This is a genomic window from Rhodopseudomonas telluris (genome assembly GCF_042432815.1).
Lineage (GTDB): Bacteria > Pseudomonadota > Alphaproteobacteria > Rhizobiales > Xanthobacteraceae > Rhodopseudomonas > Rhodopseudomonas telluris.
In genome coordinates this window covers 88,499-114,395 of record NZ_JBHLWM010000001.1, presented here as the reverse complement: position 1 = coordinate 114,395, position 25,897 = coordinate 88,499, and the positions used below count along the sequence as shown (strand labels likewise).

The window sequence follows — 25,897 nt, the reverse complement described above, 5'->3', positions numbered from 1 at the left end:
AAATGCAATCGACACGTACGGCGCTTTGCTGCCATGGTCGATCAGAACACACCAACAAGGAATGACGCGCGATGACGACCAACCGCCCTGCCGATCCCCGCTCCAACTGGGCGCAGCTATCGCAGAGCGAGCGTGACGCGGCCTACGACAATAACAGCGCCGTCAAGAACAGCCCCGAGCTAATCGCCGAGCGCAACTCCTCGTCGGCGCAGGCGCGCGCCACATTGAAGTCGGTGCTCGACCTGCCCTATGGCCCGCGCCCGAACAACAAGATCGACCTCTATCCCGCGGCCGAGCGCGATGCGCCGTGCCTGGTGTTCTGGCATGGCGGCTATTGGCAGAAGAACTCGCGCGAACTGTTCGCCATGCTGGTCGAAGGCATCGCCGCGCACGGCTGGTCGATGGCGATTCTCGGCTACTCGCTGGCGCCCGATGTGTCGCTGACCACCATCGTCGACGAGAGCCGCGCCGCTCTCGACTGGCTCGCCGCGCACGGTCCCGAGCACGGCGTCGCCGGTCCGGTAGTGACGTCGGGATGGTCGGCCGGCGGTCATCTGGTGGCAATCACGCTGGACCATCCGCTGGTCACCGCGGGGCTGTCGATCTCCGGCGTGTTCGATCTCGGCCCGATCCGCGACACCGGCCTGAACAAGGCGTTGCAACTCACCGATGACGAGATCGAAAAGCTGTCACCGATCCGTCTGCCGGTCATTAACAAGCGCCTCGATCTCGCGTACGGCGCCAACGAATTGCCGGCGCTGGTGCTGGACTCGGTGAATCTGCACGCGCAGCGCGAAGCTGCGGGTGCGCCCGGGCGATTGCTATCGCTTCCCGGCCACGATCACTTCTCGATCCTCGCCGAACTGCGCAAGCCCGACGGCGCGCTGGTGAAAGCCGCGCGTGAGCTGGTCAGTTAAGGCTTAGGCCTCGCGCCCGGATCTCAAACACGCGGCGTTGATGAACACTTCGCCGCGTTCGACTCGTACCGGATAGAGCCGCAGCGGCCGGCTCGGCCAGCCATCCGAGATCGCGCCGTCGACCAGGCTGAACGACGCGTCATGGCGCGGACAGGCGAGCCGCCCGTTGACAATGTGCCCGCAGGCCAGATCGGCCTGCTCATGCGGACAAGCCCGCTCGCAGGCCGACACCAAACCACCATCGGCGACCAACGCCAAATCCACGCCAGCAACGCGCACCGCCACGATGCCGGCGGATGTCAGGCGCGGCAGACTGCAGACCGGAAGCCACTGCTCGTGCGTGTGTCCAGCTCCAGTCGTCCAGTCGTCAGGCACCGAGATAGGCCTTGCGGACATGCGGATTGGCGATCAGCTCGGCGCCGCTGCCCGACAGCACGATCCGGCCGCCTTCGAGCAGATAGGCATGGTCGCACATGTCGAGTGCCGCGAAGGCGTTCTGCTCGACCAGCAGCACAGTGGTGCCGGTGTCGCGGATGCGGCGGATAATCGCGAAGGTCCGCTCGACGATGTTGGGCGCGAGACCAAGCGACGGCTCGTCGAACATCACCAGTCGCGGCCGGCTCATCAGCGCGCGGCCGATCGCCAGCATCTGCTGCTCGCCGCCCGACAGCGTCCCGGCGGCCTGCTTGCGGCGCTCGGCGAGCCGCGGAAACTCACCATAGATTCGATCGCGATCAGCTGCCACTTCGGAGCGGTCGCTGCGCAAGTAAGCACCCATGTCGAGGTTCTCCTCGACCGTCATGTGCGGAAACACGCGGCGACCTTCCGGGCAATGCGCGATGCCGGCCTTGAGGATTCGCGGCGGCCGCGCGCCGGTGAGCACCTCGTTGTCGAACCGCAGCGCGCCGGCGCGCAGCGGCACCAGGCCGGAGATCGCCCGCAGTGTCGTGCTCTTGCCGGCGCCGTTGGCGCCGATCAGCGCGACCAACTGGCCGGCTTTGACCTCGAACGTAATCCCCTGCAGCGCGGTGACGCCGCCATAGCCGCACACGGCATTGATGAGCTCAAGCATGCTTCACACCCTGGCCGAGATAGGCTTCGATCACCGCAGGATCGTTGCGGATCACCTCCGGCGTCCCCTCAGCGATGATCCGGCCGTAGTTCAGCACGACGATCCGGTCCGACACGCTCATCACCATCGGCATGTCGTGCTCGACCAGCAGAATGGTGATGCCGCGATCGCGGATCTTGCGGATCAGTTGCACGAAAGTGTGCGTCTCCGACGCGTTCATGCCCGACACCGGCTCGTCGAGCAGCAACATTGACGGCTCGGCGGCAAGCGCCAGCGCCACGCCGACCAGCCGCTGCTCGCCATAGGACAGCGAGCCCGCCAGGTCGTCCGCGCGGCGGCCAAGACCGACATAGTCGACCAGTTCGGCCGCCTGCTGCTTCAATTGGGTCTCGAGACGCCGCACCCGTGGCAGGCCCAACACCGAGGGCAGCACGCCGACGCGACCGCGGCGATGCAGCCCGATCAGCACGTTGTCGTACACCGTGTCATTGGGAAACACGCTGGTGCGCTGGAAGGTGCGGATCAGGCCGAGATCGGCGATCGCCTGCGGCTTCATTCCGCGCAGCGACCGGCCGCGATAGGTGACATCGCCGTGCGTCGGGGTGAGAAAGCCGGTGACGACGTTGAACGCCGTGGTCTTGCCGGCGCCGTTCGGGCCGATCAGGCTGACGATCTCGCCCTCGCCGACCGAGAACGTCATGTCGGAGATCGCCACCAGGCCGCCGAAATGCATCGCGACCTTGTCGACGCTGAGCGCGGTCTGCACCGCAGGCTGCTTCACGGCCGTTGCAGCGGTCATCATGCGCTCTCCTCGACGCCGCGCTTGGCGAAGCTCGGCGCAGTCACCGGCTTCATGCGCGGGAACCACTGCATGATCGCCGGCACGATGCCGCGCGGCATGATGAACAGGATGACGATCAGCGCGCTGCCGTAAGCGATCCACTGCGCCTCCGGGGCCATCACCGGCCGCAGCGCCACCGGCATCAGGCCGAAGATCAGGCCGCCGACGACCGGCCCCGCGAGCGTGCCCTTGCCGCCGGTGATCACCATGATCACCATCGTCACCGTGTTGATGAAGGTGAAGATCTCCGGATCGATGATCTTCATGTAGTGGGCGTAGAGGCTGCCGGCCGCGCCGCAAATGCCGGCCGACACCACCGCGGCGAGCGTCAGCGTCTTGGTAACGTCGATGCCGATCGACACCGCCAGCGTCTCGTTCTCCATCAAGCCACGCATCGCCCGCCCGACATGCGAGTGCACCAGCCGCGCAATCAGCAGATAGCAGAGCACGGCGATGCCGAGCACCAGATAGTAGTTGTGCAGCTTGGTGCGGAAGGTGAACTCGCCGATCCCCGGAAAGCTCACCTGCATCGGCGGAATGCTCGTCAACGCCAGCGGCCCCTGCGTCAGCTCGACCCAGTTCAACGCCACCAGCCGCACCACCTCGGCGAACGAGATGGTGACGATGACGAAATACGCCCCGCGCACCCGGAACGACAGGCGCCCGACCAGATAGCCGCACAGCGCCGACACCAGCACGGCGATCGCGAAGCCGGCGAGCGGCGGCCACGGTTCATGCACGACGCGGAGCCCGAACGGCAGGGCAACGTCGAAGCCGAGCGACGTCAGCGCGCTGACATAGGCGCCGATGCCGAAGAACGCGATATGGCCGAGGCTGAGCTGGCCGGTGAAGCCGAGCAGCAGATTGAGGCTCATCGCGCCGATCACGAAGATCCCAGTGGTGATCAGCGCGTTGAGCAGATAAGGATCGCTCAGCCACAGCGGGACGGCGACGAGCGCGGCGATGATGACGATCGACAGCAGCAGTTTCATCCGACGCGCTCCGCACGAGGAAACAGCCCGGTCGGGCGGAAGATCAGCACCGCGATAATGATCAGGAAGCCCATCGCGTCGCGATAGCCCGACGAGATGTAGCCGGCGCCCAGTTCTTCGGCGAGCGCCAGGATGAAGCCGCCGATCACCGCCCCGGTGATGTTGCCGAGTCCGCCGAGAATGACGATAGCGAACGCCTTGACGGCGGCGAGATCGCCCATCGCCGGATAGACCACATAGACTGGGCCCAGCAGCGCACCGGCCGCGGCAGCGAGGCTCGAGCCCATCGCGAAGGTCGAGGTGTAGATCAGGTTGACGTTGACGCCCATCAGCGCCGCCGTGTCCTGATCCTGGAACGTGGCGCGCATCGCGCTGCCGAGACGCGTGCGGTTGATCAGCACGTAGGTCAGCACGATCAGCGCGCCGGCGGCAATCAGCACGAACAGCCGCAGCCACGATACGGAAACCGGACCGATCTCCAGCGGCGCATCCGGAAACGGCGTCGGCACCGACTTGGCGACGCCGCCCCACACCCACAGCGTCGCCGACTGCATGGCGATCCAGGCGCCGATCATCACCAGCATGGTGGTGTCGATGTCGGAGCCGCGCAGCGGCCGCAGCAGCGTCAGTTCCACAAGAGCACCGAGCGCCCAGCCACTGGCGATCGCCAGCGGCAAGGCGACGAAGAAGTTCAGTTCGAACTTCTGCACCACGATGAACATCACATAGGCGCCGAAGGTGTAGAGAATGCCGTGCGTGAAATTCACGACATTCATGATGCCGAAGATCAGCGTGAGGCCGATGCCGAGCAGCGCGTAGGTGCCGCCGAGCACGAGCGTGTTGATGAGATGCTGAAGAAATTCACCCAAGGTCGATCCTCACGTGCCAGGGAAGGACGAGGCGCGGGCCGCGCCTCGTCGGTCGTCGTGTCGTGCGATCAGAGATCCTTCATGCCGACTTTGCCGTCGGCGATCTCGATCAGGTACACGTTGGGCTGGCTCTGGCCGCTTTCCTTGCCGGCGGGACCGGATTTCTGGAACGCGATGTCGCCGTTGAGGCCCTTCAGCTTGATGTCCCAAAGCGCCGCCTTGATCGCGGCCGGCTCGGCCTTGCCGGCCTTCTCGATCGCGGCCGCCGCGGTGCGGATGCCGTCGTAGCCGCGGAAGCTCTCGGTGCAGCCGGCGAAATCGAAGCCGCGCTTCTTCCATTCGGAGACGAAGTACGTGGTCGCTTCCGGGTTCGGCGTCTTGTCCGGGAACCACGGCAGGAACGTCGTCAGGTGCATCGTGCCGTTCGCGGCAGCGCCGGCCTGCGCGATGATCTGGTCGGGATTCTGCGAGCCGCCGGTGGTGATGATCCGCTTCTTCAGGCCGAGCGCGGCAGCCTGCTTGAACAGCAGCGTGAGCTGATCGACCGCAGCGGTGACGATGATCGTCTCGGAGTCCGAGCCCTTCAGCTTGGAGAGCTGCGCGCTCATGTCCTGCGCGCCCTGGTCCATGGTCTCGACCAGGCCGACGCCGATGCCCTTCTCCTTCATCATCTTGCCGAAGTCCTCGGCGGCGCCGCGGCCCCAGTCGTTGTTGATGACCAGGAAATCGACCTTCTTCAGGCTGAGCTTGTCGACGATCTTGGCGAACGCGGCAGCCTCGATCGCCGACGGCGGAGAGATGCGGAAGATGTAGGGATTGCCCGTGGTGGTGATCTTGCCCGACGACGAAGTCTCGACCACCATCGGCACTTCGTATTCCATCAGCTTCGGCATCACCGCCAGCGTCAAGCTCGAACCCCAGGCGCCCATCATCACCGGCGTCTTGTCGCGGGTGATCAGCTTCTCGGCGACCGCGGCCGCCTCCGTCGGGTTGCTCTTGTTGTCCTCGATCACCAGCTCGATCTGCTTGCCGAGCACGCCGCCCTTGGCGTTGATCTCGTCGGCGGCGATCTTGGCGCCGTTGACGACGTAGGTGCCGGACGCCGCGAAGGCGCCGGTCAGCGGTTCGTTGACGCCAATCTTGATGGTCTCGGCCGAGGCCGACCCCATCAGGAACGCCGTGGCCGCAGCGATGAGAGAAGCAGTCCGCAAGTGTCGCATCATTCTCGTTTCTCCGTGATCGTTTGTTGTTCCGGTGGACGCCGCCCCCGGCGTCCGGCGCAAGTCGACTTCACTCGCCGCTAATCGCGGGACGTCCCTCCCAGCCAGCGCGGCAGCCGCGCCCTGATCAGGCCCAGCAGCAGCGCAAGACCGTTGAGATGTTGATCGGCTTCAGCAGGCCCGACCGCCTGGCCGGACAGCTTGCGTTCGAGATTGGCGGCGAACTGCTCGACGAGCCGGCGCGCCAGATCGCGGACCAGACCGCTGCGCCCGACCTGCGCCAGCAGACCGGTCAGCGTGTAGCCGATCGTCAGGCCGACCCGCGTCGCACGGCGACCGCCCACCGGCATCAGCCGATAGCGGATCTCGCCCTGCGTCGACGACCGGCTGCGGCGGTCATTGCCGGTGCCGATGATCCGGCCCGAGAGGCCGTCGGCAGCACGCTCGATCCGGGCGACGCCGGCAAACTGTGCGGCGATCGGCCCGACCTGCACGCGGATTTCACCTTCGATCCGCGCCGGGTCCGCAGCACTGGTCAGCACGACTCCCGGCAGGCAGGCAGCAACTGCAGCCACGTCATTGAACAGCAGGGCCACTTCTTCCGGCGAATGCTGGACCTCGAACGCCTGCTCGATCGTCGCAGCCGGCGCGAAATCGGAGATCGCGATGTTCGCCGCTGACGTCACCACTCCCGCGATCGTCGGCGCCGTCGCGACTCGCAGATCAGCCCTGGTCGCACCATGTCCAGATCCTGCCGGCCCGAGTGTCGTGCGACCGCCACCGGCCACGGGCAGGATGCCGCGCGTCCGACGCGACGCAATCACCGACATCACCGCGCGGACAATGCCGACATAGCCGGTGCAGCGGCAGAGATTCCCGCTCATGCCGACGCGGATGGCCTGCTCGTCCGCATCCGGCAGACGGAGCACCAGGTCGCGCGCCGACACCAGCATGCCCGGGGTGCAGTAACCGCATTGCAGCGCGTGTTCGCGCGTGAACGCGGCGCGCAGCTCGGTGGCGATCTCGTCGTCGTCGAGCCCCTCGATGGTGGTGACGGCCGCGCCGTCGCACGCCGCTGCAAACGTGATGCACGACCGGGCCGGCACGCCGTCGATCAGCACCGTGCAAGCGCCGCAGACGCCGTGCTCGCAGCCGAGATGCGTGCCGGTGAGATCGAGATGATCGCGTACCACGTCGGCGAGGCTGGTGCGTGGTTCGGCGGCGAGATCGACCGCGCGACGATTGATCGTGAGCGCCAGCGAACTCATGCGGCCTCCTGCAGCGCGCGCTTCAGCACGGTGAGATGAATGTGGCGATGCACGGCATCGGTGACGCCGGCGGCGACGAGCAGTCGGTCAGCAACGCCCGGATCGAACCGCGTCTTGTAGTCGGCGCCGATGCGACCGCCGAACAATTCCGCCGGCTCCGCGATCAGGATCGGAGCCGCGTCGAGCGCGCCGATCACAATCCGTGCGCTGCCTGCGTCCCCATCGATCAGTAACGCGCATTGGCCGTGGGCGAACTCGCCGGTCTTGCGGCAGGTCTTGACGTAGCCCCAATGAGACGATGCTGAACGTTTCGGAATATGGATCGCGGCGACCAGTTCGCCGGGCTGCAAACAGCTCTGCAGCGCGCCGACAATGAAGTCGGACAGCGTGACCTGCCGCGTTCCGGACGCACTTCGCAGCGTCAGCCGGGCGCCGAGCGCGGTCAGCACCGACACCCAATCGGCCGCCGGATCGGCATGGCTGAGCGAGCCACCGAGCGTGCCGCGGTTGCGCACGGCGCGATAGGCGATATTGCCAGCGACGCTGCGCATGGCACCGCTTGTGACATCTGGCACTCGGCCGTCTTCGATATCGGCGTGGGTGACGCAGGCGCCAAGCACCAACTCATCGCCGCTGATCTCGGCCTGCTTCAGCTCGTCGATCGCGGTGATGTCAACGATCTGCTCCGGCTGCGCCAGCCGCAGGTTCAGCATCGGGCCCAGCGACTGACCGCCGGCCATCACCTTTGCGCTCGCGTTGCTGCCGAGCAGCGCCAAGGCGGCGGCGAGGTCGCGCGGGCGTGCGTAGTCGAACGGAGCCGGCTTCATGCGGCCGCCCTCCCGGCGCCCTGCGCCGCGATCACCGCCTCGACGACGCGATGCGGCGAGATCGGCGAGCGCATCAGCTCGGCGCCAACGGGCCTCAGCGCATCATTGACGGCATTGGCGATCGCGGCGGGTGGCGCGATGGCGCCGCCCTCGCCGATGCCCTTGACGCCGAACCGCGTATAGGGCGACGGCGTCTCCATGTGGTCGAGCCGCGGTGCCGGCACTTCGGTCGGGCCCGGCAGCAGATAGTCGGCGAAAGTCGTCGCCAACGGCTGGCCCGCGGCGTCGAACGGCATCTCCTCATAGAGCGCGGTGCCGATGCCCTGCGCGAGGCCGCCGAAAATCTGGCCGTCGACCACCATCGGATTGATCAGGACGCCGCCGTCCTCGACGATGACGTAGTCGAGGATTTCGACCGTGCCGAGATCGGGGTCGACCGCAACGACGGCGGCATGCGCCGCGTAGCTGAAGGTGCCGCTGTCGCGCTGCGGCTTGTAGCCCGAGGTGACTTCGAGACCGCCGGGATCGACATCCTTCGGCAGGTCCTGCGGGCGGCGATACCAGGTGTGGGCGATCTCGCGCAGCGTCACGCTGCCGTTGGGGCCGCGCACCTCGCCGTCGCGCAGCTCGACATCGGCGACCTCCTGCTGCAGCAGCTTGGCGCCGATCCGCTTGATGCGATCACCAAGATCACCGCAGGCGGTCGCGACCGCGCCGCCCGCCATCACCGCGCAGCGCGAGCCCCAGGTGCCGGTCGAATACGGCGTCATCGCCGTGTCGCCAAGGATGATGCGCACCTTCCCGGCATCGATACCGAGCATCTCGTGCGCGACCTGCGCCAGCGTGGTTTCCATGCTCTGGCCGTGCGAATGCACGCCGACGCGCAGTTCGAGCCCCCCGTCCGGCGTCAGCCGCGCGGTCGCCTGCTCGTGGCCGGGCACCATCGGGATGCCCCAGCCGGAATACACGGACGTGCCATGCGCTGCCTGCTCGCAATAGATCGAGAGGCCGAGACCGATGCGGCGGCCGTCCGGCTCGCCGCGCAGCTGGCGTGCGCGCACGGCTTCAAGATCAATAGCGGCGAGCGCGCGCTGCACCGCCTGCGGATAGTCGCCGCTGTCGAAATGCTTGTTGGTGATATTGTCGAACGGCATCTGCTCGGGCTGCACCAGATTGCGCAGCCGCACTTCGCTCGGCTCCAGCCCGGCCTCGACCGCGACGAGATCGAGCATCAATTCCAGCGCGAAGCAGACGCCGGTCCGCGCCACGCCGCGATACGGCAGGATCGGGCATTTGTTGGTCGCGACCGAGTAGGTGCGGCAGCGATAGGCCGGCATCACATACGGTCCGGGCAGGATGCTGGCGACCTGCGCCGCTTCCAGGCAGGCGGAGAACGGATAGGACGAGTACGCGCCGGAATCGACCGTGGCCTCGCAGTCGATGCCGCGCAGTCTGCCGTCGCGATCCGCGTACAAGGTGATCTTGTAGTGATGCTCCCGGCAATTTGCGCTTGCGGTGAGATTTTCGCGGCGGTCCTCGATCCAGCGCACCGGATGGCCGAGCCGCATCGTCAGCCACGACAGGCAGACTTCTTCGGGCAACAGGATGCCCTTCTGGCCGAACCCGCCGCCGACATCAGGCGAAACCACGCGGATGCGGCCCTGGTCCATGCCGAGACACTCGGAGAGCCCGGTGCGATTGATGTGCGGCATCTGCGCCGCGGTGTAGACCGTGAGCTGGTCGAGCCGGTGATCGAACGTCGCCACCGCACCGCGCCCTTCGAGCGGCGCCATGCACTGCCGCGCTGTGGTGATCTCGCGCGACACCTTGATGGGCGCGTCCAGCGCCGCCGAGATATCGACCTCGAAATTGGTCTCGAGGAAGACGTTGTCGCCCCAATGCTCGTGGATCAGCGGCGCGCCGGGCGCGCGCGCCTGCAACATGTCGTGCACGGCCGGCAGTTCTTCGAGATCGAGCACCACCGCAGCCGCGATGTCCTCGGCCTCCGCCCGGGTCGGCGAAACGCACATCGCGATCATCTCGCCGACCTGGCGAACCTTGCCGCTTGCCAGCACGGGCTGTTCGGAGATCTTGAACCCCGGCAGACCGGACACCGCGCGGATCGGATTCACGCCGACCAGATCCGCGGCAGTGAACACCCGATCCCGATAGATCTCGGGCACATGGATGCCGCGGATCCGGGCATGGGCCAGCGGACTCCGCACGAAGGCGACGTCCTGCATGCCGGCCAGGCGGATGTCGGCCACATACTGGCCGCGACCGCGCATCAGGCGATCGTCCTCCTTGCGCGTCAGCCGCGCGCCGACCCCCTGCCCGCCACCCTGATGCTGGTCGATCCGTCCGTGCACCACGTTCTCCTCAGGCCGCGACGGCTTCGGGGAGGATCGACGCGTCGGCGTCGTAGCGAACACCGGCGCGCAGGCAGAACGCCGGCTGCAGCAGGCTGTCGGCGATCACTTCGGTATTCTCGTTGTCGCGCAGCACGAAGCGGCCGGGGCGCTGCGTCAGCACCGACACGTCGGCTGCCATGCCGACCTTCAACGCTCCGATCTCGTCCGAGCGCGCGATCATCTTGGCCGGATTGGCGGTGACCATCGGTACGACCTGCTCGAGCGACAGGCCGAGCGCCATCATCGAGCTCATCGCCTGTACCAGGCTGAACTTGGCCTGCCCGGCGAACGGATGATTCTCTTCGTCCTCGTGCTGATCGGGCGTGCCGGCCGGCGCCGGCACATGCGTATTGTAGCCGTGAATATCGGCGCCGAGCGTGGTCGGCACGATGCCGCCAGCGATCGCCATCTTGGCGAGCCGATAGGAGAAGTGACTGCCGTGGCCGACATCGACCCTGAGGCCGCGGTCGAGCGCCGCCTGAATCACCGGATGCACCACGCCCTCGCGATTGATGAAGCCGCCGGGGTGCCGCGTGAACGGATGCGCCAGCACGTCGCCTTCCTTGAGCAGCGGAATGACGCGGGTCAGGATGGTGTCGGCATCCTCACCATTGGCACCGCTCTCGGGCAGGCCCCAGAGCTGGCCGAAATGCACGTAGACCGGCAGGTCCGCCTGCCGGCCGATCTCCGCCGCCATCTCAATGACGCGAATGCCCCAGCGCGCGAAGCCGCCGATTTCCGCATGGGCCTTGATGCCGCGCACGATGTCCGGATTGGCGCGGGCCGCCTTCACGGTGGCGTCGATATCGACGCCCTCCGGGCTGTAGAGCTGCGGGTAGTAATGACCCTCGAGGCCGCCGACCAGATAGGCCGACAGGAAGGCGTAGACGCGCGACTTGGCCGGCTCGGCGATGAAGTGACGGAAGCCCGGCAGCGTCATGCAGGACGGACCGCCCTGATCGATCAGCGCGGTGACGCCCGATCGGACGCCGACCATGTCGGGGTTCATGCCGAAGCGGCCGGAGACATATTGATAGATATGCGCGTGCGTATCGATCAATCCGGGCAGCACCAACTGCCCGGCAACATCGACTACTTCTTTGGCGCTCGACGGCAGAATGTCCTTCTGTACGGCCGCGATCTTTCCGCTGCGCACCGCGACATCGAACGCACCATCGATGCCGGACGCGGGACAGATCACCCGCCCGCCACGCAACAGAAGATCAAAGCTGGCACTGACCGACATCGGAACGCTCTCCTTCGAAGACCCGGATCAAATTACGAAGCATGCTTCGCATTTGCATCTAGCAAGCCTTATGCCAAAGTCTAAGAGACGAAGGACGTAGCGAATCGCGCTACTCAGTTCCGCTAAACGGCTTCGGCTGGCCCGGCGTGCAAAGATGGAGAGAACAGCTTGCGGCAGAGGCATTCGCGCGTCAGCGAGACCACTCACGAGCCGTGGCCGCTCGCCCAGCGCCCCGGCTTTTTGATCCGGCGGCTCCACCAGATTCACGTCGCGCTGTTTCAGCAAGCGTGTGGTCAATTTGAAGTCACCCCGCTGCAATACAGCCTGCTGTCGGCGCTGGCGGCCCGGAAAACGGCGGATCAGACCACGTTGGCGGCCGATATCGCGCTCGACCGCACCACCACGACGGGCGCGCTGAAACGGCTCGAAGCCCGCAATCTGATCGAGCGCCCGATCAACACCGCGGATCGGCGTGCGCGGCTGTGCCGGTTGACGCGGTCGGGCGCGGCCTTACTCGCCAGGATCGAAGGCGCAGCGCGGGACGCACACGAAGCGACATTACAAGGGCTTTCCGACCGCGAGCGCACGCAGCTCATCGCGATGATGCAGCGTATCGTCGATCGCAACGCCAACCAGGACACCAGCGCGCCCGTTCTCGAATGAGATCGCCTGCCGATTTTTCGGACGCGCCTGCACAGCATCTAGGCGCCGCGATAGGTCATCGCGACCAATCGCGACCCACGATGTCGAGACATGATGAGTTCGCATCGCCGCAGCCACGCAGCCACGAGCAGATCGACTCACACTGTGCTGAGGTTCTCCTCTTTGGCGCCTCGCGATCCACCGCTGGCTTGAAACCGCGGCGAAGCCCGCAGACAATCGGCGCTTCGGAAGTCGGCCCCTTTCATTGAAGCAAAGGCGGAAGCGTCACGATGTTGCTCCCCTCTCGAATCTGGGCGCAGCGAGACGTGTGGTTCCGCCGGTCTTCAGCGACGGCGTTGGTAGGTGGCAGGAATGCGAGTTGAGCCCTGGCGGGTTGGCGTGCTGTTTTCGCAGACCGGCGTGACCGAGGCGATCGAACGCACACAGCGCCATGCGACATTGCTGGCGATCGAGGAGATCAACGGCACCGGCGGCGTCCGCGGCCGTCCGATCGAGCCCGTGGTGTACGATCCGGCGTCGACGCCCGCGCGCTATGCACAACTGACCGCGCGATTGATCGACGAGGACGGCGTGCGGGTTCTGTTCGGCGGCCACATGTCGAGCACGCGCAAGGCGATGCTGCCACTGGTGGAAGCCCGTGGCGCATTGCTGTTCTACCCGACGCTCTATGAGGGGTTCGAATATTCGCGCCACTGCATCTACACCGGAGCCGCGCCGAACCAGAACTCCGTGCAACTGGTCGACTATCTGACGCGGCACCACGGCAAGCGTGTATTCCTGGTCGGCTCGAACTACGTCTATCCCTACGAATCCAACCGCATCATCGCCGACCTGTTCGCCGCCGCCGGGGGCCGCGCGGTCGAAGAGATGTATGTGCCGCTCGATCTCACCGCCGACCATATCGGGAAGATTCTCGACCGGATTTCCGCGACGGCGCCCGAGGTGATCTACTCCACCATCGTCGGCGCCGGCATCGTGCCGTTCTTCACCGCATTCAAGGACGCAGGCTTCGACGGGCGCCGCTTGCCGATCGCCAGCCAGTCTACCAGCGAGGCGGACTTCGTGCAGATGCGCCCCGACGTCGCCGAGGGTCACGTCACCGCCGCGCCGTTCTTCCAGAGCCTCGACACGCCGGCGGCGCGCCGCTTCGTCGCGGCCTATCAGGCGCGCTATGGCGCCGCTCAGCCGGTAACGGCGCCGGCAGAAGCCGCCTATTTCCAGATGTACCTGTTTGCCGCCGCGCTGGAGCAATGCGGCAGCGACCACCTCGACGATCTGCTGCCGGCGTTGTGGCAGGTCGAATACGACGCGCCGCAGGGCCGCGTCCGGATCGACCGCGGCACCAATCATACGCATCTGTGGCCGCGGGTCGCCCGCCTCGACGCGGCGGGCCGCTACCGGATCGTGCACGATGCGCTGGTTCGCGAGCCGCCCGATCCATTCATGCTCGAAAGCCGCGCCCGGCACGAGCCGGCAAGCGACTGGGTGCTGTCGTCGTGACCGGGGCGGGCCGCGACATGTCCTTCGCGCTGCTGAAGGATCTCCGCCACCTCGACGTCACGGTGATTCATCCGCTCGATCCGGACGGCGAGCGGTTGGTCGAGCATCTGCGCCGGATCGGCTGCACGGCGCACATCGTCTGGCCGGTGCCGGCGACGCTGCCGAACAGCTGCGACGTCGTCTTCCTCGCCATGGAGGCGGAGGCGCGCGAGGAAATCGGGCGACTGCTCAAGGCGCTGCCGAATCCGCCGCCGACGATCCTGGCGGTGGTGAGCTACGAGAATCCTGCGATGCTGCAGATGGTGCTGGAAAGCGGCGCGCTGTCGGTGATCGAGCGGCCGATCCGGCCGTTCGGCCTGCTCACCAATCTGGCGATCGCACGCAAGCTTTGGCTGCAGCACCAGCGCCTGCAAAAGGAAGCGCGCAAATACAAGCGCAAGGTGCTGGGCGGCCAGACCGTGGCCCGCGCCAAGGCCATCCTGATGGCGACAAACAAGATCAGCGAGCAGGACGCGTACACCCGGTTGCGCGAGACCGCGATGGCGCAGCGCATCCCGATCGATCAGATCGCCAAGGCGATCATCGATTCCGAAACGCTCTTGCGCGGTCTCAAGAACGATGCTTGTATTTAGCTTCGTCTGAAACAGACGGACCTGAGCGCATCCCCTCGATCGCGAGGCCATGCTTCAGGTGCGTGACGCGCCAGCGCGTCATGCCATGGCGATGCAGCCCGCTCGATCCTCCGGCCGGAGGATGGTGCGGGTTTTTTGTTGCCTGCTGACAGGGCCGTCAGCTCACCGACATGCGCAGCGTCTCTCGCCGCTCGGCGGCGCGCGATCGACGCGTTCATCATGGACCGGCCGATGGCGGCCGGCTGGGAGCCGTTCATGACCACCACCCCGAGCTATCGCGCTGCGACTGTTCAGTTCGAACCGACGATGTACGAGAAGGAGCGCAACATCGCGCGGCTGGTGGCGTTGTGCGAGGAAGCCGCGGCCGGCGGCGCACGCCTGATCGTGACCCCCGAGATGGGGACCACCGGCTATTGCTGGTACGACCGCGACGAGATGCGACCGTTCGTCGAAACCGTCCCCGGAGCATCGACCGACCGTTTCCAGCAGATCTGCGAAGCGCATCATTGCTACATCGTGCTGGGCATGCCGGAAGTCGATTCCGCCACCGACCTGTTCTACAACACCGCGGTGCTGATCGGCCCGCAGGGCGTGGTCGGCAAGCATCGCAAATCGCATCCCTACATTGCCGAACCGAAATGGGCCGCGAACGGCGACATCGCCCATCAGGTGTTCGACACCGAGCTGGGGCGCATCGGCCTGCTGGTGTGCATGGACCTGCACTTCTTCGAAACCGCGCGCCTCGAAGCGGTCGCCGGCGCCGACGTAATCTGCCACATCTCCAACTGGCTGGCGGAGCGCACCCCCGCGCCGTACTGGATCAGTCGCGCGTTCGAGAACTCCTGCTACGTGATCGAGGCCAATCGCTGGGGGCTGGAGCGCACCGTGCAGTTCTCCGGCGGCAGTTGCGTGATCGCGCCGGATGGCAGCATTGCGGCGTCGATCGACAGCGGCGACGGCGTGGCTTACGCCCAGATCGATCCTGGCACCGTGCGCAAACGCGAGGTGCTCGGCGAGCAGGTGTTCGCCAAGCGGCGGCCCGAACTCTACGCGGAGCTGATGAGCAACAGCTTCACCTGGAATCCGGGCGATTTCTTCCGGCTGTATGGCTATCAGCCGATCCCCAAGGGCAAGGTTTCGGAAATCGCGGTGGTGCAGTTCGCACCCGCCGACGATCCATCCGCGAATCTCGCGACGATCGAACGGCATGCCCGCGATCTGATGGCGCGTGGCACGCCCGAGATGATCGTGTTTCCCGAACTCGCCCTCACCGGCCTCACCGATCCGGCCGCCTGCGCCGAAGCCCTTGAAGGACCGACCGTCACGGCGTTCACGAGGCTGGCCATGAAGCTGCGGACCTATCTGGTCGCCGGCATCGCCGAACGCGAAGGCACGGCCGTGTACAACACCGCGCTGCTGGCGGGGCCGGAGGGACTGGTCGGCAGCTATCGCAAGATCCATCTCGGCAATGCCGATGCCGACTGGGCGACGGCGGGCGACAAGTGGAAGGTGTTCGATCTTGCGATCGGCCGGGTCGGCCTCGCGATCGGCCACGACGCGCTGTATCCGGAGGCGATCCGCGCGCTGGCGCTGCGCGGCTGCGACATCGTCGCCTGCCCGGCGGCGATCGCCGGCGTGTTCACCGGCGCGCATGCCGGGACCGCGATCCCGCACAATTACCCGATCCCGAAGGGCGCCGACCCGTATCACTGGCACGCCTTCCGCACCCGGAGCGGCGAGAACAACATCTATCTGGCGTTCGCCAATGTGGTCGATCCGGGGCGCGGCTTCCTCGGCGCCAGCGCCGTATTCGGTCCCGACACCTTCGCGTTTCCGCGTCAGGAGTCGGCGATCCTCGACGGCGAAGAGAGCGCCAGCGTCCGGATCGACACCAGCAATCTGGACACCCCGTACCCGACCAATGTGGTGCGGCGCAAGGATCTGATCGTGATGCGCCTGCCGCATCACTACCTGCCGCTGGTCACCTGGCATCAGTAGCGCCGACGCTGATCGGCCGAGATCTGCCGAAGGACATGATCGGGCACGGCTTCATGGCCTGCCGGGCCTTGATCGTCGAACCGGTCAATTCGGTACAATCTAATACCTGCAACGACCTCACGCGCGGCAGGCTGGCGCAAGAAACCGCAGCCGCTGCACATTGTTTGTGCCTGCGGCATCTTTTCAACCGCACGGACTCGACGTTAACTCGGCCGCAGAGTTGGTGGCTAGGGTTCCGGCCTTGTTCGCAAGGTGCTGGTCCGAGAGCTGCCCCCCGAGGGGAGACATCCCTCGGACGCACGGCGGGATAAAAGCCCGGGAGGCCTCGTAAGCCGAGGAATTGGCAAACGATGGTCCGTTTCAATTCCTCATTGTGTCTTGATGTGAGGAACTGACCGATGCGGACAACACGTTTCCTGTCTTCCCTGATTCTCGCCGGCTCGATCGTGGCGCTCAGCGTCGCCGGAGCCTCCGCCGCGCCGAAAAAGGACTTCAAGGTCGCTTGGTCGATCTATGTCGGCTGGATGCCCTGGGGCTATGCGGCCGACACCGGCATCGTCAAGAAATGGGCCGACAAATACGGCATCACCATCGAGGTGAAGCAGTTCAACGACTACGTCGAGTCGATCAACCAGTACACCGCCGGCGGCTACGACGCGGTGACGATCACCAACATGGACGCGCTGTCGATCCCGGCCGCGGGCGGCGTCGATACCACCGCGGTGGTGATGGGCGACTTCTCCAACGGCAACGACGCGGTGATCCTGAAGAACAAGACCGACCTCGCCGCCATCAAAGGGCAGAAGGTCAATCTCGTCGAGTTCTCGGTGTCGCATTATCTGCTGGCGCGCGCGCTGGAGACCAAGGGTCTCAGCGAGAAGGACATCAAGGTCGTCAACACTTCCGACGCCGACCTCGCCGCCGCCTACAAGACGCCGGAAGTCACGGCGGTCGTGACCTGGAATCCGATCGTCTCCGAAATCCTGTCCGCGCCGGACGCCAAGAAGGTGTTCGACTCCTCGCAGATTCCCGGTGAGATCATGGACCTGATGGTCGCCAACACCGGCGTCGTAAAGGACAATCCGAACTTCGCCAAGGCGCTGGTCGGGATCTGGTACGAGACGATCAGCAAGATGCAGGCGGCCGGCGCCGAAGGCAAAGCCGCCAAGGAAGCGATGGCGAAGGCCTCCGGCACCGATCTCGCCGGCTTCGACAGCCAGCTCGCCTCGACCAAGCTGTTCGACAAGGCCGCCGACGCCGAGGCCTTCACCAAGAGCGCCACGGTCGGCGCCACGATGGACCGCGTCCGCAAATTCCTGTTCGAGAAGGATCTGCTCGGCAAGGGCGCGAAGTCGGCCGACGCGGTCGGCATCGAGCTCGCCGACAAGACCGTGCTGGGCGACAAGTCCAACGTGAAGCTGCGCTTCGACGCCAGCTACATGGACATGGCCGCGCAGGGCAAGCTGTAAGCAGCCGCTCTCCAGCAATCTCGGAACTCGACGATGCGCCTCATCAACATCAGACCCGGACGGCAACTGGCCTTCTACATGGCCGCGCTGCCGTTCGTGCTGGTGGCGATCGCTTACTTCGTCGGCTCCGAGGCGCGGCTGGCGGAGAACCCCAACGACAAGCTGCTGCCGGCGCTGACCAGCATGATGCAGGCGGTCAAGCAGATGGCGTTTCAGGTCGACGCCCGCACCGGCAACTATCTGATGTGGACCGACACGATCGCCAGCGTGATCCGGCTGGTGTCGGCGCTGGCGATCTCGACCGCGGCGGCGCTGCTACTCGGCATCGTTATCGGCCTGCTGCCGAGCGCGAACGCGCTGCTCGGCCCGTTCGTTTCGGTCACCTCGATGGTGCCGCCGCTGGCGCTGCTGCCGATCCTGTTCATCGTGATGGGGCTCGGCGAGAATTCCAAAATCGCGCTGATCGTGATCGGCACGCTGCCCTGCATCATCCGCGACCTGTCGATGAAGGTGCAGGAGCTGCCGCGCGAGCAACTGATCAAGGCGCAGACCCTCGGCGGCTCGACCTGGCAGATCGCGCTCCGCGTCGTGCTGCCGCAGATCCTGCCGCGGCTGATCGACTCGCTGCGGCTGCAGCTCGGCCCCGCCTGGCTGTTCCTGATCGCCGCCGAGGCGATCGCCTCGGACTCCGGCCTCGGCTATCGGATCTTCCTGGTGCGGCGTTATCTGGCGATGGACATCATCATCCCTTACGTCATCTGGATCACGCTGCTCGCCTTCGCCATGGACTTCGCGCTGCGGCTGCTACAGCGCAAGGCCTTCCCGTGGTTTGCATCGGTGAGGGCGGAATGAGCGCGATCCGCTTCGAGGATGTCTGGAAGGAATACGGCGATCACATCGTGCTCGAGCGCATCACGCTCGACGTCGCGCCGCGCGCCTTTCTCGCTTTGGTCGGACCGTCGGGCTGCGGCAAGACCACCTTCCTGCGGATGCTGCTCGGCGAGGAGACGCCGAGCCGCGGCCGCATCCTGGTCGACGGCGCGCCGCTGAAGCCCGAGCCCGACGCCGATCGCGGCGTGGTGTTTCAGCGCTACTCGGTGTTTCCGCATCTCACCGTGCTGCAGAACGTGCTGCTCGGCCGCGAGCTGCAGCAGTCGAAGCTGCTCGGCCGGCTGTTCGGCGCGGCCATGCGGGCAGCGACCGAGCAGGCGATGGCGCTGCTCGACGAGGTCGGGCTGAAGGGCCACGAGTCGAAATATCCGGCGGCGCTGTCCGGCGGCATGCAGCAGCGCCTCGCGCTGGCGCAGGCGATCATGCGCGGACCAAAAATCCTGCTGCTCGACGAGCCGTTCGGCGCGCTCGATCCGGGTATCCGCGCCGAGATTCACGAACTGATGAAGCGGCTGTGGAACGAGACCGAACTCACCGTGGTGATGGTGACGCACGATCTGTCGGAAGCGTTCCGGCTGGCGACGCGGGTGATCGCGTTCGAGCGCCACCGCGACCGCCCCGAAGAACGTGAACGTTACGGCGCGACGATCTCGCGCGACCTCGAAATCTATCCGCGGCGCGTCGCGCAGCCGCGGCTGGTGCATCCGAACCGCTCCGGCCGGGACGACCCGGCCGAACAGGGAGCATGAGCCGGGACGACCCGGCGTTTGTCTGATGGGAAGACAACCATGATCCTGACAGAGCACGAGAAGGCCGAAGTCGAGGCCAACCGCCAGCGCTACGAACACCACAAGGCGCTCGGCCAGCAGCAGGCGCCGAAGGCGCTGCCGCCGCCGACGCCGCGCGACGGCGCGCCGATCGCCGAGGACGCGATCATCCATCGCGAGACCGTGCCGGGCGGCTGGTACTGGGTCACGAAGCTCGCGCGCGGCGAGGCGCTGCGCATCGTCAATGCCAGCGGCACCGCCTGCGTCAGCCTGCAGGCCTGGAATGCGCACGACCCGAGCGAGCGGCTGAACCACGCCGACACCATCAAGGTGCAATGGGCGGCGAGCCTGCGCAAAGGCCGCGTGATCCTGTCCGATATGGGCCGGGCGCTGCTGTCGATCGTGCAGGACACCAGCGGCGCGCACGACACCATGGTGGGCGGCTCCAACGCTGCCACCAACGCGGCGCGCTACGGCGCCAAGAACTTCCGCAACACCCGTGACAACTTCGTGCTCGCCGCCGGCAAGCTCGGGCTCGACCGCCGCGACCTGCACCCGTGCGTCTCGCTGTTCGCGCCGGTGAATGTCGACGCACAGGGGCGGTTCGAATGGCATGGCGAGCGCCGTACCAAGGGCGACTTCGTCGACCTGCGCGCCGAGCTCGACCTGCTGGTGGCGCTGTCGAACTGTCCGCATCCGCTCGATCCGTCACCGACCTACGCGCCCGGCGATGTCGAGATCATCCGCTATCAGGCCCCCGAGCCCGCCGCCGACGATCTGTGCCGCACGGTCTCGCTCGAAGCCAAGCGCGCGTTCGAGAACAACGCGTTCTATCTCGCCTCCGGCGTTGCAGGGAGGGCGTGAGCATGACCGCGATTCCCGCCTCCGCCCGCATCGTGCTCGACACCACGATTCCCGCCCGCGTGCCGTGGTCGGCGATCATCCGCAAGGGCCAGACGCTCCGCATCGTCGACAGCCACGGCCAGCAGGCGGTCGATACGCTGTTCTACGCCGCCGATGATCACGGCGAGCGCTACAGCGGTCAGGATACGTTGCGCGCGCAGGGCTCGGCCTATGTGTCGACCGGCACGCGCATCATGTCGACCGAAGGCCGCACCATGCTGCGCATGGTCGCGGACAGCTGCGGCCTGCACGACACCTCGGCCGGCGCCTGTTCGTGCGAGAGCAACACCGTGCGGTTCGGCCACCAGACCAAGTACCTGCACGCCTGCCGCGAGAACTTCATCATCGAAGCCGCCAAGCATGGCCTGTCGAAGCGCGACATCGTGCCGAACCTGAACTTCTTCATGAACGTGCCGATCGATCCATCCGGCAATTTCACCGTGGTCGACGGCGTGTCGAAGCCCGGCGACTACGTCGAGATGGTCGCCGAGATGGACGTGCTGTGCCTGATCTCGAACTGCCCGCAGGTCAACAACCCCTGCAACGGCTTCTTCCCGACGCCGGTGCAGGTGGTGATCTACGAGGCGGGCGAGGACTGATCATGTTCGATAAGGTCCTGATTGCCAACCGCGGCGAAATCGCCTCGCGGATCGGCCGCACGCTGCGCCGCATGGGCATCCGCTCGGTGGCGGTCTATTCCGACGCCGACCGCTTCACCCGCGCGGTGCTGGACGCCGACGAAGCCGTCCGCGTCGGTCCCGCGCCGGCGGCCGAGAGCTATCTCAATGTCGACGCGATCATTGCGGCCTGCCTCGCCACCGGCGCGCAGGCGGTGCACCCCGGCTATGGCTTCCTGTCGGAAAACCGCGGCTTCGCCGAGCGGCTGGCGCAGCACGGCATCGCCTTCATCGGCCCGCGGCCGGAGCATCTCGACGCCTTCGGCCTGAAGCACAAGGCGCGTGAGATCGCGCAGCAAAGCAACGTGCCGTTGCTGCCGGGATCGGGCCTTTTGGAGACGATCGACGAGGCGCTGACCGAGGCGGCGCGGATCGGCTTCCCGCTGATGCTGAAGAGCACCGCGGGCGGCGGCGGCATCGGCATGCAGCTCTGCCACGACGAGGCGACGCTGCGCGACCGCTTCGCCACCGTGCAGCGCACCGCGCGTGCCTCGTTCGGCGATGCCCGGGTCTATCTCGAGCGCTTCGTCGCGGTGGCGCGGCACATCGAGGTGCAGATCTTCGGCGACGGCCAAGGCGGCGTGATCGCGCTCGGCGAACGCGACTGCTCGCTGCAGCGGCGCAACCAGAAGGTCGTCGAGGAAACCCCGGCGCCGGGCATCTCCGAGGCGATGCGCACGCGGCTGCATCGGGCCGCGGTCGCGCTCGGCCAGAGCGTGAACTACGAATCCGCCGGCACCGTCGAGTTCATCTACGACGTCGATCGCGAGGATTTCTACTTCCTCGAAGTCAACACGCGCCTGCAGGTCGAGCATCCGGTCACCGAGGCGGTGTTCGGCGTCGACCTCGTCGAATGGATGGTGCGGCAGGCCGCCGGCGACAGCCCGCTGGCAACCTATACGCCCCGCGCACCGCAGGGCGCGGCGATCGAAGTGCGGCTGTATGCGGAAAATCCCAACGCCGGCTTCCGCCCCTCCGCCGGCCGGCTGACGCAAGTGGCGTTTCCCGATAGCGCGCGGATCGACGGCTGGATCGAGACCGGCGTCGAGGTGACGCCGTTCTACGATCCGATGCTGGCGAAGATCATCGTCCATGCCGAGGACCGGCCCCGCGCGATCGCCAAGCTAATCGACGCGTTGCGCGACACGGCCGTCGCCGGCATCGAAACCAATCTCGACTACTTGCGGGCGATCGCCCAGGCGGAAGTGTTTCACAGCGGCCGCGTCGCCACCAATGTGCTGGCGAGCTTTGCGTTTGCACCGAGCACCATCGACGTGCTGGCGCCCGGCGCGCAGTCCGGCCTGCAGGAACTGCCGGGGCGGCTGCATCTGTGGCATGTCGGCGTGCCGCCGAGCGGCCCGATGGACGAGCGCTCGTTCCGGCTGGCCAATCGCCTGGCCGGCAATCCAGAGACCACCGCGGCGCTCGAACTCACCGTCAACGGCCCGACGCTGCGCTTCAACACCGATGCGGTGGTGGCGCTGGCCGGCGCCCATATGGTGGCGCGGCTCGACGGCGGCGAGGTCGGCCATCATGCGCCGATCGCCGTGAAAGCCGGCCAGACGCTGGCGATCGGCAAGGTCGAAGGATCGGGCCAGCGCTGCTACCTGGCGGTGCGCGGCGGCTTCGACGCGCCAAAGATCCTCGGCTCGCGCGCGGTGTTCATGCTCGGCGCGTTCGGCGGCCACGCCACCGGCGTGCTGAAGGCCGGCGACGTGCTGCACGTCGCGGCGCCCGCCGCGCCGCTTCCGACGCCGCGCGCCGCGACGGCGGAGGAGATCCCGCCGCTCACCCGCGACTGGCGGATCGGCGTGATCTACGGCCCGCACGGCGCGCCGGACTTCTTCCGCGACGACGACATCGCGACGCTGTTCGACGCGACCTACGAGGTGCACTTCAATTCGGCGCGCACCGGCGTGCGGCTGATCGGCCCGAAGCCGCAATGGGCGCGCACCGACGGCGGCGAGGCCGGGCTGCATCCCTCCAACATCCACGACAATGCCTACGCGATCGGCTCGATCGACTTCACCGGCGACATGCCGATCATCCTCGGCCCCGATGGCCCGAGCCTCGGCGGCTTCGTCTGCCCGGCCGTGGTGGCCCGCGAGGAGCTGTGGAAGGTCGGCCAGCTTCGCCCGGGCGACAAGCTGCGCTTCGTGCCGATCGCCCGCGCCGAGGATCCGGTGGCGGGGCCGACGGTGCTGCGCGCGTCGCCCGAGCTCGGCTCGGCGATCGTCGGCCGCCGCGACGATCAGGCGATTCCGGTGGTGTATCGCCGCGCCGGCGACGACAATTTGTTGATCGAATACGGCCCGATGGAGCTCGACATCGCGCTGCGGCTGCGCGTGCATGTGCTGGCCGAGGCGGTGGCGCAGGCCAGGCTGCCCGGACTGATCGATCTGACGCCCGGCATCCGCTCGCTGCAGATCCACTACGACAGCACGCAGCTCTCGCGCCGCAAGCTGCTCAATGTGCTCGGCGAACTCGAACGCGACCTGCCGGCGGTCGACGCCATGCAGGTGCCGAGCCGCATCGTGCATCTGCCGCTGTCGTGGAACGATCCGCAGGCGGTGCTGGCGATGCGCAAGTATCAGGAGCTGGTGCGGCCGGATGCGCCGTGGTGTCCGTCCAACATCGAGTTCATCCGTCGCATCAACGGCCTGCCCGACGAGGACGCGGTCCAGCGCATCGTGTTCGACGCCAGCTATCTGGTGCTCGGCCTCGGCGACGTTTATCTCGGCGCGCCGGTGGCGACCCCGGTCGATCCGCGGCATCGGCTGGTGACGACGAAGTACAATCCGGCCCGGACCTGGACGCCGGAGAACGCCGTCGGCATCGGCGGCGCCTATATGTGCATCTACGGCATGGAAGGCCCCGGCGGCTATCAGCTGTTCGGCCGCACCATCCAGATGTGGAACGCCTGGCGCTCGACGCCGGAGTTCAAGCCGGGCCATCCCTGGCTGCTGCGGTTCTTCGACCAGATCCGGTTCTTCCCGGTGAGCGCCGAGGAACTGCTCGACGCCCGCGAGGCGTTTCCGCACGGCGCCTATCCGCTGCAGATCGAAGACACTGTGTTCTCAGCAGCCGACTACGCCAAAAGCCTGCAGGACAACGCCGCGTCGATCACCGCCTTCAAGACGACGCAGCAGGCGGCGTTCGAAGCCGAGCGCCAGCGCTGGAAGGAGCTGCGGCTCGATCAGGTCGCCGACGATGCCGACCTCGCCGAAGGGCCGAGCGAGGACATTCCGGACGGCCACGTCGGCGTGTTCTCCGAAGTGCCGGGCAATGTCTGGAAGCTCACGGTGGCGGAAGGCGCGACGGTCGAGGCCGGGCAGACCATCGCGGTGATCGAATCCATGAAGATGGAGATCGCGATTCCCGCGACGGTGCAGGGCGTCGTCCGCAGCGTGAACGTCAAGCCGGGGCAGACCCTGCGCGCCGGGGATCTGGTGTGCGCCCTGGAGACGACGTAGTCGCGGCGCTACGGCGGGACGCCAGGCGCGCCCGCCGCTTGCGCGCCCAGATCACCACGCCGGTCACCGACAGCGCCGCGACCACCAGACCCATCGCCGAGATCAGGATGCGGCCCGGCAGGCCAAGGATCCGGCCGGAATGAAGCGGGAACTGCATCTGCACGAAGATGTCGGCGGCCGTGCCGACCCAGGGCAGCCGGTCGCCGAGCGGACGGCCGTCCTCGCTGTCGTAATACAGCTGCGCCGGGCCGACGCCGGCGGCGCCGTGATCATCGCCCGGCTTGAAGAACGCCGCCGCATACACGCCGTGCGCCGGGCCGTAGAACAGCGAACCGACCGGCTCGGTGAACCCGCGCGCCTTGCCGTCCGCGGCGGCACGCTCGGCGATCTGGGCGAACGTCATCTTCGGCTCGATGGGATCGTCGAGGCTGCGATAGGGCCGCTGCTCGAACGGCGTCGGCGTGTAGTTCGACACCGTCTTCATCAGCGGCGAAAACACCTCGAAATACAGGTTGAGCGAAAACGCCGTGAAGGCGACCACGAACAGCACCGCCCAGGTCCACAGGCTGAAGGCGCGGTGAATGTCGAAATTGATCCGGTAGGCGCTGCCCGAGGTCTTGATCTTCCAGGCCGGCGCCCAGCGCGCCCAGAAGCCCTTGCCGAGCTCGCGCTTCACCGCCGGCGCCTGCCCGGCGCGCATCAGCTTGCGGGCCGGCAGCGTCAGGTAGAAGCCGACGAAGCAGTCGATCGTCCAGATGATCGCGATGATGCCGAGCAGCCGCGCGCCCCAGCGGTCGCTGCCCCAGAATTCGGGGACCTGCATGGTGTAGTGCAGCTTGTACAGAAACGAGACGAAGTTCTCGCTGGTGACCGGCCACACCGCGCCCCAGTAACGCCGGCCCAATTCGGTGCCGGTATTGGGGTCGAGGAAGATCTGGTTATAGTCGAGCGTGTAGCGCTTGCCAGTCGCCGGGTCGATCCGCGGCTGCACGAAGAACGCCAGCGAATGGCCCGGCTCCGGCGTCATCGGAAAGAAGATGACGCGCGCCCGCGGATCGCGCTGTTCGATCTTGGCGGCGAGATCGACCGAGGGAATCGCCGGCCCCGGTGATGTGACATCGTAGAACTTGGCGTTGAGGGTCTCGTCGATCTCGTGGTCCCACGAGATGATCGCGCCGGTCACACCGGAGAAGAACAGGAACGCGGCGGTAAGCAGCCCGGCCCAGCGATGCAAGCGTCCAAAGATCGCTCTCATGCGTCG

22 protein-coding genes and 1 riboswitch are annotated in these 25,897 nt (G+C 66.6%); of the genes, 11 read left to right on the top strand and 11 right to left on the bottom strand.

Going from position 1 to position 25,897, the window contains the following annotated elements:
* Positions 1–71: 71 nt before the first annotated feature.
* The gene (locus ACFFJ6_RS00545) at positions 72–917 is read left to right on the top strand and encodes an alpha/beta hydrolase (protein WP_378383257.1); all 846 of its coding nucleotides are present in this window, start codon (positions 72–74) and stop codon (positions 915–917) included.
* A gap of 3 nt (positions 918–920) precedes the next feature.
* On the opposite strand, the gene ACFFJ6_RS00540 is transcribed toward ACFFJ6_RS00545, so the two are convergent.
* The 10 genes from ACFFJ6_RS00540 to ACFFJ6_RS00495 all read right to left on the bottom strand — a co-directional run bounded on the left by ACFFJ6_RS00540 (position 921) and on the right by ACFFJ6_RS00495 (position 11,663).
* The gene (locus tag ACFFJ6_RS00540; protein WP_378383255.1) at positions 921–1,292 is read right to left on the bottom strand and encodes a Rieske (2Fe-2S) protein; all 372 of its coding nucleotides are present in this window, start codon (positions 1,290–1,292) and stop codon (positions 921–923) included.
* Complete coding sequence (locus tag ACFFJ6_RS00535) at positions 1,285–1,989, bottom strand: ABC transporter ATP-binding protein (protein WP_378383253.1); 705 nt, start codon at positions 1,987–1,989, stop codon at positions 1,285–1,287. Before ACFFJ6_RS00535 ends, ACFFJ6_RS00540 begins: the two co-directional genes overlap by 8 nt.
* Complete coding sequence (locus ACFFJ6_RS00530) at positions 1,982–2,788, bottom strand: ABC transporter ATP-binding protein (RefSeq protein ID WP_378383251.1); 807 nt, start codon at positions 2,786–2,788, stop codon at positions 1,982–1,984. The genes ACFFJ6_RS00535 and ACFFJ6_RS00530 overlap by 8 nt, the downstream gene beginning before the upstream one ends.
* Positions 2,788–3,822 (bottom strand): branched-chain amino acid ABC transporter permease, encoded by a 1,035-nt coding sequence (locus tag ACFFJ6_RS00525; RefSeq protein ID WP_378383249.1) that lies wholly within the window; start codon positions 3,820–3,822, stop codon positions 2,788–2,790. Before ACFFJ6_RS00525 ends, ACFFJ6_RS00530 begins: the two co-directional genes overlap by 1 nt.
* Positions 3,819–4,691, bottom strand: a complete 873-nt coding sequence (locus ACFFJ6_RS00520; RefSeq protein WP_054161342.1) for a branched-chain amino acid ABC transporter permease — start codon at positions 4,689–4,691, stop codon at positions 3,819–3,821. Before ACFFJ6_RS00520 ends, ACFFJ6_RS00525 begins: the two co-directional genes overlap by 4 nt.
* Positions 4,692–4,759: 68 nt before the next feature.
* Positions 4,760–5,911: an ABC transporter substrate-binding protein gene (locus ACFFJ6_RS00515; RefSeq protein ID WP_378385678.1), complete on the bottom strand. Its 1,152-nt coding sequence runs from the start codon at positions 5,909–5,911 to the stop codon at positions 4,760–4,762.
* 80 nt (positions 5,912–5,991) lie between these two features.
* Complete coding sequence (locus tag ACFFJ6_RS00510) at positions 5,992–7,179, bottom strand: xanthine dehydrogenase family Fe-S subunit (RefSeq protein WP_378383246.1); 1,188 nt, start codon at positions 7,177–7,179, stop codon at positions 5,992–5,994.
* Positions 7,176–8,006, bottom strand: a complete 831-nt coding sequence (locus ACFFJ6_RS00505; RefSeq protein ID WP_378383244.1) for an FAD binding domain-containing protein — start codon at positions 8,004–8,006, stop codon at positions 7,176–7,178. The genes ACFFJ6_RS00510 and ACFFJ6_RS00505 overlap by 4 nt, the downstream gene beginning before the upstream one ends.
* Positions 8,003–10,294: a xanthine dehydrogenase family protein molybdopterin-binding subunit gene (locus ACFFJ6_RS00500; RefSeq protein ID WP_378385676.1), complete on the bottom strand. Its 2,292-nt coding sequence runs from the start codon at positions 10,292–10,294 to the stop codon at positions 8,003–8,005. The genes ACFFJ6_RS00505 and ACFFJ6_RS00500 overlap by 4 nt, the downstream gene beginning before the upstream one ends.
* Positions 10,295–10,385: 91 nt before the next feature.
* The gene (locus ACFFJ6_RS00495; protein WP_378383242.1) at positions 10,386–11,663 is read right to left on the bottom strand and encodes an amidohydrolase/deacetylase family metallohydrolase; all 1,278 of its coding nucleotides are present in this window, start codon (positions 11,661–11,663) and stop codon (positions 10,386–10,388) included.
* Positions 11,664–11,903: 240 nt separating this feature from the next.
* Between ACFFJ6_RS00495 and ACFFJ6_RS00490 the strand changes: the two genes are divergently transcribed.
* The 10 genes from ACFFJ6_RS00490 to uca all read left to right on the top strand — a co-directional run bounded on the left by ACFFJ6_RS00490 (position 11,904) and on the right by uca (position 24,636).
* Positions 11,904–12,326 (top strand): MarR family winged helix-turn-helix transcriptional regulator, encoded by a 423-nt coding sequence (locus tag ACFFJ6_RS00490; protein WP_378383240.1) that lies wholly within the window; start codon positions 11,904–11,906, stop codon positions 12,324–12,326.
* A gap of 351 nt (positions 12,327–12,677) precedes the next feature.
* The gene (locus ACFFJ6_RS00485; protein ID WP_378383238.1) at positions 12,678–13,826 is read left to right on the top strand and encodes a transporter substrate-binding domain-containing protein; all 1,149 of its coding nucleotides are present in this window, start codon (positions 12,678–12,680) and stop codon (positions 13,824–13,826) included.
* Between the two features lie 17 nt (positions 13,827–13,843).
* A complete protein-coding gene (locus ACFFJ6_RS00480) occupies positions 13,844–14,458 on the top strand; it encodes an ANTAR domain-containing response regulator (protein ID WP_378383236.1) in 615 nt (204 codons plus the stop codon).
* A 255-nt stretch (positions 14,459–14,713) separates the two neighbouring features.
* Complete coding sequence (locus ACFFJ6_RS00475) at positions 14,714–16,456, top strand: nitrilase-related carbon-nitrogen hydrolase (protein WP_378383234.1); 1,743 nt, start codon at positions 14,714–14,716, stop codon at positions 16,454–16,456.
* A 216-nt stretch (positions 16,457–16,672) separates the two neighbouring features.
* Positions 16,673–16,780, top strand: a riboswitch (guanidine-I (ykkC/yxkD leader).
* Between the two features lie 74 nt (positions 16,781–16,854).
* Entirely contained in the window at positions 16,855–17,925 is a 1,071-nt protein-coding gene (locus tag ACFFJ6_RS00470; RefSeq protein WP_378383232.1) for a putative urea ABC transporter substrate-binding protein, read from the top strand.
* Positions 17,926–17,958: 33 nt separating this feature from the next.
* A complete protein-coding gene (locus ACFFJ6_RS00465) occupies positions 17,959–18,777 on the top strand; it encodes an ABC transporter permease (protein ID WP_378383230.1) in 819 nt (272 codons plus the stop codon).
* Positions 18,774–19,565: an ABC transporter ATP-binding protein gene (locus ACFFJ6_RS00460; RefSeq protein WP_378383228.1), complete on the top strand. Its 792-nt coding sequence runs from the start codon at positions 18,774–18,776 to the stop codon at positions 19,563–19,565. The genes ACFFJ6_RS00465 and ACFFJ6_RS00460 overlap by 4 nt, the downstream gene beginning before the upstream one ends.
* Before the next feature lie 39 nt (positions 19,566–19,604).
* Positions 19,605–20,447 carry an urea amidolyase associated protein UAAP1 gene (locus tag ACFFJ6_RS00455; RefSeq protein WP_378383226.1) on the top strand — a complete coding sequence of 281 codons (843 nt, stop codon included), beginning with the start codon at positions 19,605–19,607 and terminating at the stop codon, positions 20,445–20,447.
* A gap of 2 nt (positions 20,448–20,449) precedes the next feature.
* Complete coding sequence (locus ACFFJ6_RS00450) at positions 20,450–21,085, top strand: urea amidolyase associated protein UAAP2 (protein ID WP_378383223.1); 636 nt, start codon at positions 20,450–20,452, stop codon at positions 21,083–21,085.
* Positions 21,086–21,087: 2 nt separating this feature from the next.
* Positions 21,088–24,636, top strand: a complete 3,549-nt coding sequence (uca, locus tag ACFFJ6_RS00445) for an urea carboxylase (protein ID WP_378383221.1) — start codon at positions 21,088–21,090, stop codon at positions 24,634–24,636.
* Here the strand turns inward: uca and fsrB are convergent.
* The gene (gene fsrB, locus ACFFJ6_RS00440; protein WP_378383219.1) at positions 24,578–25,891 is read right to left on the bottom strand and encodes a siderophore utilization protein FsrB; all 1,314 of its coding nucleotides are present in this window, start codon (positions 25,889–25,891) and stop codon (positions 24,578–24,580) included. The genes uca and fsrB overlap by 59 nt on opposite strands.
* Positions 25,892–25,897: the final 6 nt, after the last annotated feature.